The sequence below is a fragment of the Hymenobacter caeli genome (genome assembly GCF_013294115.1).
GTDB lineage: Bacteria > Bacteroidota > Bacteroidia > Cytophagales > Hymenobacteraceae > Hymenobacter > Hymenobacter caeli.
Genome location: NZ_JABSNP010000013.1, coordinates 141769 through 148706, shown reverse-complemented (window position 1 = coordinate 148706; position 6938 = coordinate 141769). Strand labels below are relative to the sequence as shown.

Here is a 6938-nt window from a genome sequence, read left to right as displayed (position 1 = left end):
GCGGCTTTTTTTCATGAATAGTTAAAAATAGAAGAAGTGAAAAGTTACTACTTCTCTCTATTTTTGACTGGCTCACTTTTAGGGGAAGCTTATAGTTTCGCGGCTGCTGTTGGTGGAGCATACGTTGGGTGTAAAAAACCTGAATGCTACTGATTGAATAGTGTCTTTCAATGAAAAGCGCCGCGGTGGCGAGCCTGTTTTTTTAGCAGGCTCACCACCGCGGCGCTCTTTACATAGGAATAGCTGCAGCTTATAGCCGCAAATTAACGATATAGAGTACTTACTCGGTCTGGGCTGACGCTGACGATGCGAATGGGCACTTGCAGCTCGTGCTCTAGAAAAGTGAGATAGGACAACAGGTTTGAGGGGAGCTGGGTGGTATCGGTGAGTTGGGTGAGGTCGCTGTGCCAACCGGGTAGCGTTAAGTACTCTGGGGTAACGGCATCCAGTTCACCAGGGTCAGGCAAGCGGGGGGTGGATTCACCGGTGGCGGTGCGGTAATGAGTACAGGCCCGAATTTCCGCAAAGCCATCGAGGACGTCGGCCTTCATTAGGTGCAGTTCGGTAACGCCGTTGAGCATGATGGCATAGCGAAGCGCGGGCAGGTCGATCCAGCCGCAGCGGCGGGGGCGGCCGGTAGTAGACCCGAACTCGCGGCCAGCCTGGCGAATTTGTTCGCCAACTTCGTCGAGCAGCTCGGTAGGGAAAGGACCACTGCCCACGCGCGTGCAGTAGGCTTTGGTGATGCCGAACACCTTGTCTATGTGGCGGGGGGCGATGCCAAGGCCGGTACAGGCCCCGGCGGCAATGGTGCTGGAAGAAGTAACGTAGGGATAGGTACCAAAATCGATGTCCAGTAAAGAGCCTTGGGCTCCTTCGGCCAGCACGCGCTTGCCTTGGGTGAGCAGGTCGTTAAGCAGGTATTCGGTATCGGCGAGCTGTAGCGTGCGGAGGAACTCGACGGCAGAGAAGAAATCGGCTTCGAACTCTTCGATTTCCAACCCCTTCTTATAAGGAGCAGCGATGCTGGCATGATGGGCAACGGCTTCCTTATAACGCGCTTCAAAATCGGGCAGCAGGATGTGGCCCACGCGCAGGCCCACGCGGCCAATCTTATCAGAGTACGTGGGGCCAATGCCTTTAAGGGTACTACCGATTTTGGTATTGCCACGGGCCTCTTCGCTGATGCGGTCGAGGGCCCGGTGCGAAGGCAGAATGAGTTGGGCTTTTTTGGAAATGTAAAGATTGTGGCTCCAGTCTACTCCCCTGGCGGTGAGTTTTTGCAATTCGCCGCGGAACACGACGGGGTCGAGCACAACGCCGTTGCCAACGATGTTGAGAATGTGGGGGTGGAAGATGCCGCTCGGCACTTGGTGCAACACGTGTTTGACACCATCGAAGGTGAGGGTGTGGCCAGCGTTGGGGCCGCCCTGGAAACGGGCTACGGCATCGTAGGTGGGAGCTAGGACATCGACAATTTTGCCTTTGCCTTCATCGCCCCATTGGAGGCCTACTAATACGTCTACGGGCATGGTGGTTTGGGTAGTGGGTAGCGGGCAGCTAGGCTGCTTATTACCTTGATTGGAATTAATTACTGGGGGAAGGCTTACTGATTCGGAGCCCTTCTAGCGCGGTACACTGGATTAAGGATGGAAGACAGCAAAAAAATAGCCGCCTAGAGGGCGGCCGGGGTCAACTGATGGCGGGCGGCGGCTTCGTCGGCGGCGATGGTGAAGATATTATTGAGCTTAGTAAGGGCCAGCAGTTTGCGCGGGTGGTCAGCGGGGTTGATGAGGACCATCTCGCCGCCGCGGGTACGGAACTTCGTGAGTAGCGACACTAATACCCCGATGCCCGTGCTGTTGATGTATCGCACGTCCGACAAATCGATGGCGCAGCTTGTGACGGCGGCCCCAAGGTATTCATTTACGGCCTGCACGAGCGGCGCGGTATCGGGGGGGCCAACTAAATCGCCGGCGAGGCGCACGAAGAGGATGCCGTTGTGCAGGGAACTGGTGGTGGTCATGCGGGCTCTTGGGCGCGGGCGGCCTTGGCGCGGCAGTCGCCGCAGATGCCGTAGAGGTTCAAAGAGTGGTGCAAGATATGGAAGTTCAGCAGGTCGCCCACCATCGTTTGGATGCCGTGGATGCGGGGGTCGCAGAATTCCACCACTTTATGGCATTCGGTGCAAATGACGTGGTCGTGCTGGCGGTAGCCGTAGCTCTTTTCGTACTGGGCCAGATTACGACCGAACTGGTGCTTGCTGACGAGGCCCTGTTCGACCAACAAGTCCAAGGTGTTGTACACCGTGGCGCGGCTCACCTGTAAGTTGCGGGCCTTCATGCCGACGTACAGCTCCTCCACGTCGAAGTGGCCCGAGCGGGCGTATATCTCTTCGAGAATGGCATAGCGTTCGGCCGTTTTGCGCAGTCCTTTATTTTCGAGGTGGGCCGTGAAGATTTTTTTGACCTCCTCCAACTTATCCACGTTTAGCGGGGCCTGCGAGGCTACGCTGGGGGTGTGCTTGGCGGCGTAGCCGGTTTCCGAAGAACCGCCCACCTCCTGCCCTGCCGTTTTAGCCAGGTCTTTGGCAGCCGATGAAGTGACGGAAAGTGGCATTTCAAGTGGAATTATGGGATGAGAAGAAATGAGACGGGGCTCCGGGCGGCACGGTGGTCAGTGATAACGGTTGGTTTCACATTTCAAAGTAAAGATGGTAATGCTTGGCGCAACCGGGGTTGAAAGCGGCCTGGCACACCGGGCAGGCATTGTCGCAGGCGAAGTACTCGGCGATGGTGAGCGTGCTGTGGCAGTTGCCGCAGAGAATGCCGGGTGTTTGCCGCTCGGTTTTGCCCCAAACAACGGGCGGGTGGCCGGCCGTTTCGTTGTGGCACTCGATGCAGGCATAAAAACTATTGCAGCACTTGAATTTGATGGCCACGAGGTCGCGCTCGGAATGGTAATGAGCGCATTGAGTGCGCCCGTTGACGCCAATGCCGTGGCAAATGATGGCGGCGGGGGCCCCCACGGGTGGCTTAGGAGTCAAAACGTTCTACCTGCAATACGCCGTTCACTTTGTTCAGGCGCTGGATGAGCTTGGTAAGGTGGTCGGTGTCGTTGACGAACACCATAATCTGGCCCTCAAAAAATCCATCGTTCGAATCGACGGTGATGGAGCGCATATTCACCTTTAGGCTGGTGGAAATAATGCGGGTGACGTCGTTGACGATGCCCACCCGGTCGGAGCCTTTGAGGCGGATGCCGGCCAGAAAGGCCAGTTCTGACTGCTCCGTCCACTTGGCGCGGACGATGCGGTTGCCGTAGTTCGACATCAAATCGACGGCCCGGGGGCAGCTGGTGCGGTGGATGATGAGGCCCTGGTCGGTTTCGAAGCCGAACACGTCGTCGCCGGGGATGGGGTTGCAGCACCGCGCCAGGCTGTGATTGAACTTGTCGGTGCGCTCGCCCACCACGAGCATATCGGGCCGCACGCCCCGGATTTTTTGTACTTCCGTATCGAACGACTTGGGTTCGAGCGCGGGCGGGCGCGGCGTGGTATCGGTGAAGAGCGACTCGCGGATTTCGCGGCCGTCGAGCTGGCCCACGGCCAGGCGGTAGTAGAATTCCTGGGCCGTGGGAACGTTGAAGTAGCTCAAAACCCGGTTGAAGGTGTCCTGCGTGCAGGGCACCCCAATCAATTCCATCCGCTTTTTCAGGATGAATTTTCCGTCCTCGGCCTTGGCGCGTTTGTCGTCACGCAGGAATTCCTTGATTTTGGAGCGGGCCTTGGACGTGGTGACGTAGGTCAGCCATTCCTCGGTGGGGCGCTGCTTGTGCGAAGTCAGGATTTCCACTTGGTCGCCGTTGTGCAGCTGGTAGCTTAGGGGTTCCAGCTTTTGGTTCACTTTGGCCCCGAGGCAGTGCAGGCCGATTTGGGAGTGGATGTCGAAGGCAAAGTCCAGGGCCGTGGCCTTGTCGGGCAGGATGATGAGCTTGCCCTTGGGCGTAAACACGTACACTTCCTTCACGAACAGGTTCTGGCGAAACTCGTCCATGAATTCGAGGGCGCTGGACTTGTTGGTTTCCAGCATCTCGCGCACCTTGCTCACCCAAGTTTCGATGCCGGATTCGGCGTGGGTGGGGTCGGCAGTTTTATACTTCCAGTGGGCAGCGTAGCCTTTTTCGGCGATGTCGTCCATGCGGCGCGAGCGAATCTGCACTTCCACCCACGAGCCCGAGCGCGACATCACGGTGGTGTGCAGGCTCTCGTAGCCGTTGGCCTTGGGCGTGCTCACCCAATCGCGCAGGCGGTCGGGGTTGGGCTGGTAGAAGTCGGTCACGATGCTGTACACCTGCCAGCAAGCGGCTTTTTCCTGCTCCGGCGGCACGTCCAGAATCACGCGAATGGCGAACAGGTCGTACACTTCTTCAAACGGGATGTTCTGCTTTTTTATCTTTTTGAGGATGGAATAGACGCTTTTCGGCCGGCCCTTGATTTCAAATTGAAAGCCCTGGTTTTTCAGCTCCTCGTCAATCGGATGCACAAAGTCCTTGATAAAGCGGTTACGGGCGCTTTGGCTCTGCTTGATGCGGTCCTTGATGTCGGCGTACACTTCCGTGTCGGTGTACTTCAAGTACAGGTCTTCCAGCTCGCTTTTGATGACGTAGAGACCCAGGCGGTGGGCCAGAGGAGCATACAGGTAGAGCGTTTCAGAGGCGATTTTCAGCTGCTTGTGGCGCGGCATCGAGTCGAGGGTCCGCATGTTGTGCAGGCGGTCGGCGAGCTTGATGAGGATGACGCGCACGTCTTCGCTGAGCGTGAGCAGCATCTTGCGGAAGTTCTCGGCCTGCTCGGAAGTGCCGTAGTCGAACACGCCCGAAATCTTGGTCAGGCCGTCGATGATGCGGGCCACTTTGGGGCCGAACTCGCGCTCCACGTCGGATATCTCCCAGGCCGTGTCCTCCACTACGTCGTGCAGCAGGGCCGACACGATGCTGGTGGTGCCGAGCCCGATTTCCTCCACCGCAATCTGGGCCACGGCCAGCGGGTGCAGGATGTAGGGCTCGCCCGACTTGCGGCGCATCTCTTTATGAGCCTCCAAGCTGGTGTTAAAGGCCTTTTTGATGAGCTTGGCGTCGTCGCCGTGCAGGTAGGGCTTGGCCGTGCGCAGCAAGCGGCGGTACTGGCGCAGGATTTCCTGGCGCTCGGCTTCGATATCGATAACGGGGGACATAGCGGTAAAATAACAAGCGCGGGGCGAAAAAAGTGTTCGGGCCCCTGCCAAGGGCCGGCTCCGGGGATAAGTGCGCGGGTTTTGCGAACCTACCAAACAATCAGTACCTTTGCGGGCCCGTAGCAATTGGCTCGAGGCTTTGCCGCGGATATGGCGAAATTGGTAGACGTGCCAGACTTAGGATCTGGTGCCGCAAGGCGTGTGGGTTCGAGTCCCTCTATCCGCACTAGTTACGCTTTTTTCCGGCCCTCAGCTTTGCAGTTGGGGGTTTCTTTTTACCACTAACCCGATGGGTGCCCGCGCGGCGGGGGCCCTCTTTTGCCGCTAATGAACATTACGCTGGACCGCAACGACGAGCAGCTGACCGGGCTGCTGACCGTGCATCTGACCGAAGCCGACTACGCCGCCACCGTGGACGCGCAAATTAAGGACTACACCAAGCGGGCCCAGGTGAAGGGCTTCCGCCCCGGCAAAGTGCCCGTGGGCATGGTGAAAAAGATGTACGGCAAGGGCATCCTGGCCGACGAAATCAACAAAACCCTGGGCAAGGCCGTGGACGGCTACGTGAAGGAGCAGAACCTGCGCCTGCTGGGTGAGCCCCTGCCGGTGGCCAGCGACGTGGATTTCGATACCGCCAAAGATTTCGATTTTCAGTTCGAGCTGGGCCTGCTGCCCGAAGTGGAGCTGCCCGCCGACGGCACCATAGAAGTGGAGCGCCACCAGGTGAGCCTCGACGAGGACACCGTGCAGCAAACCAACGAGCAGATTGCCCGCCAGTACGGCGAAACCACTAACCCCGACGCTTCGGAAGCCAACGACTACCTGTTTGGCAAGCTGAAAAAGGCTGCTGAGGAAGGCGAAGGCCGCACGGTGCTGCTGCCTATAAATAAGGTAAAGAACGGCGCGGAGCAGTTCATTGGGGTGAAAGCGGGCGACGTGCTGACGTTCGATTTGCAAAACGCTTTTGACCACGACGCTACGGCTATTGCCAATTTTTCGGGCCTAACCAAGGCCGAAGTAGCCGATGCCAGCGGCGACTACGTGCTGAGCGTGGAGAAAATCAATCGCACGGCCGCCCCGGAGATGAACCAGGAGCTGTTCGACAAGGTGTTCGGCCCCGAGGCCGTGTCGAGCCAGGAGGAGTTTGACGCCAAGGTGCGCGAGACGATGCAGCAGAACTACGACCGCGAGAGCGACGGGGCCCTGAACAACGCCATCGTGGAGAAGCTGGTGACCGGCCTGGACATCAAGCTGCCCGCCGAGTTCTTCAAGAAGTGGCTGGTGCGGGCCAACGCCGGCAAGCTCACCGCCGAGCAGGTGGAGGAACACTACAACGACTACGCCAAGGAGCTGAAGTGGAGCCTGATCCGCAACAAGGTGGTGGAAAAAGCCGACCTGAAAGTGAGCAACGACGAGATTGTGAACCGCACGCTCGACAAAATCATGGGCCAGTTCAGCATGCCCAACATGCCCGACGACATGCGCGAGTCGATGCGCGGCTACGCCGACAGCTACCTCAAGCAGGATAATGGCAAGCAGTACGTGGCCGAGTACGAGGCCATTCTGGCAGAGAAAGTGCTCGAAAACCTGCGCGGCAAAGTTGTTGTTACCGATAAGCCCGTAACGGCCGAAGAATTCCGAAACCTGAACAGCTAAGCAGCGCAGGTTTTGAATCGGAAAAGCCCTTACTTTGACGGTAAGGGC

Annotated in this window: 6 protein-coding genes and 1 tRNA gene; 2 read left to right on the top strand and 5 right to left on the bottom strand. The window is 58.1% G+C overall.

Features of this window, described 5'->3' with window-relative positions:
- Positions 1-263 precede the first annotated feature (263 nt).
- From HNP98_RS14395 to HNP98_RS14375, 5 genes are all read right to left on the bottom strand, one after another.
- Positions 264-1532: an adenylosuccinate synthase gene (locus HNP98_RS14395; RefSeq protein WP_173810788.1), complete on the bottom strand. Its 1269-nt coding sequence runs from the start codon at positions 1530-1532 to the stop codon at positions 264-266.
- 143 nt (positions 1533-1675) lie between these two features.
- Positions 1676-2026, bottom strand: coding sequence for an STAS domain-containing protein (locus tag HNP98_RS14390; protein WP_173810786.1), 351 nt, complete (start codon positions 2024-2026; stop codon positions 1676-1678).
- The gene (locus HNP98_RS14385) at positions 2023-2487 is read right to left on the bottom strand and encodes a Fur family transcriptional regulator (RefSeq protein WP_380267033.1); all 465 of its coding nucleotides are present in this window, start codon (positions 2485-2487) and stop codon (positions 2023-2025) included. Before HNP98_RS14385 ends, HNP98_RS14390 begins: the two co-directional genes overlap by 4 nt.
- Before the next feature lie 208 nt (positions 2488-2695).
- A complete protein-coding gene (locus HNP98_RS14380) occupies positions 2696-3046 on the bottom strand; it encodes a CHY zinc finger protein (protein WP_217425780.1) in 351 nt (116 codons plus the stop codon).
- Complete coding sequence (locus HNP98_RS14375; protein WP_173810782.1) at positions 3036-5234, bottom strand: RelA/SpoT family protein; 2199 nt, start codon at positions 5232-5234, stop codon at positions 3036-3038. Before HNP98_RS14375 ends, HNP98_RS14380 begins: the two co-directional genes overlap by 11 nt.
- Positions 5235-5378: 144 nt before the next feature.
- Between HNP98_RS14375 and HNP98_RS14370 the strand changes: the two genes are divergently transcribed.
- Both HNP98_RS14370 and tig read left to right on the top strand, forming a co-directional pair.
- Positions 5379-5460 (top strand) — tRNA-Leu (locus HNP98_RS14370).
- Positions 5461-5561: 101 nt separating this feature from the next.
- Positions 5562-6890, top strand: a complete 1329-nt coding sequence (tig, locus tag HNP98_RS14365) for a trigger factor (protein WP_173810781.1) — start codon at positions 5562-5564, stop codon at positions 6888-6890.
- Positions 6891-6938 lie beyond the last annotated feature (48 nt).

Bases quoted from the DNA above. Each gene is read 5' to 3' on its own strand.
- HNP98_RS14395 (WP_173810788.1), bottom strand. From the start codon at position 1,532: ATGCCCGTAGACGTATTAGTAGGCCTCCAATGGGGCGATGAAGGCAAA.
- HNP98_RS14390 (WP_173810786.1), bottom strand. From the start codon at position 2,026: ATGACCACCACCAGTTCCCTGCACAACGGCATCCTCTTCGTGCGCCTC.
- HNP98_RS14375 (WP_173810782.1), bottom strand. From the start codon at position 5,234: ATGTCCCCCGTTATCGATATCGAAGCCGAGCGCCAGGAAATCCTGCGC.
- tig (WP_173810781.1), top strand. From the start codon at position 5,562: ATGAACATTACGCTGGACCGCAACGACGAGCAGCTGACCGGGCTGCTG.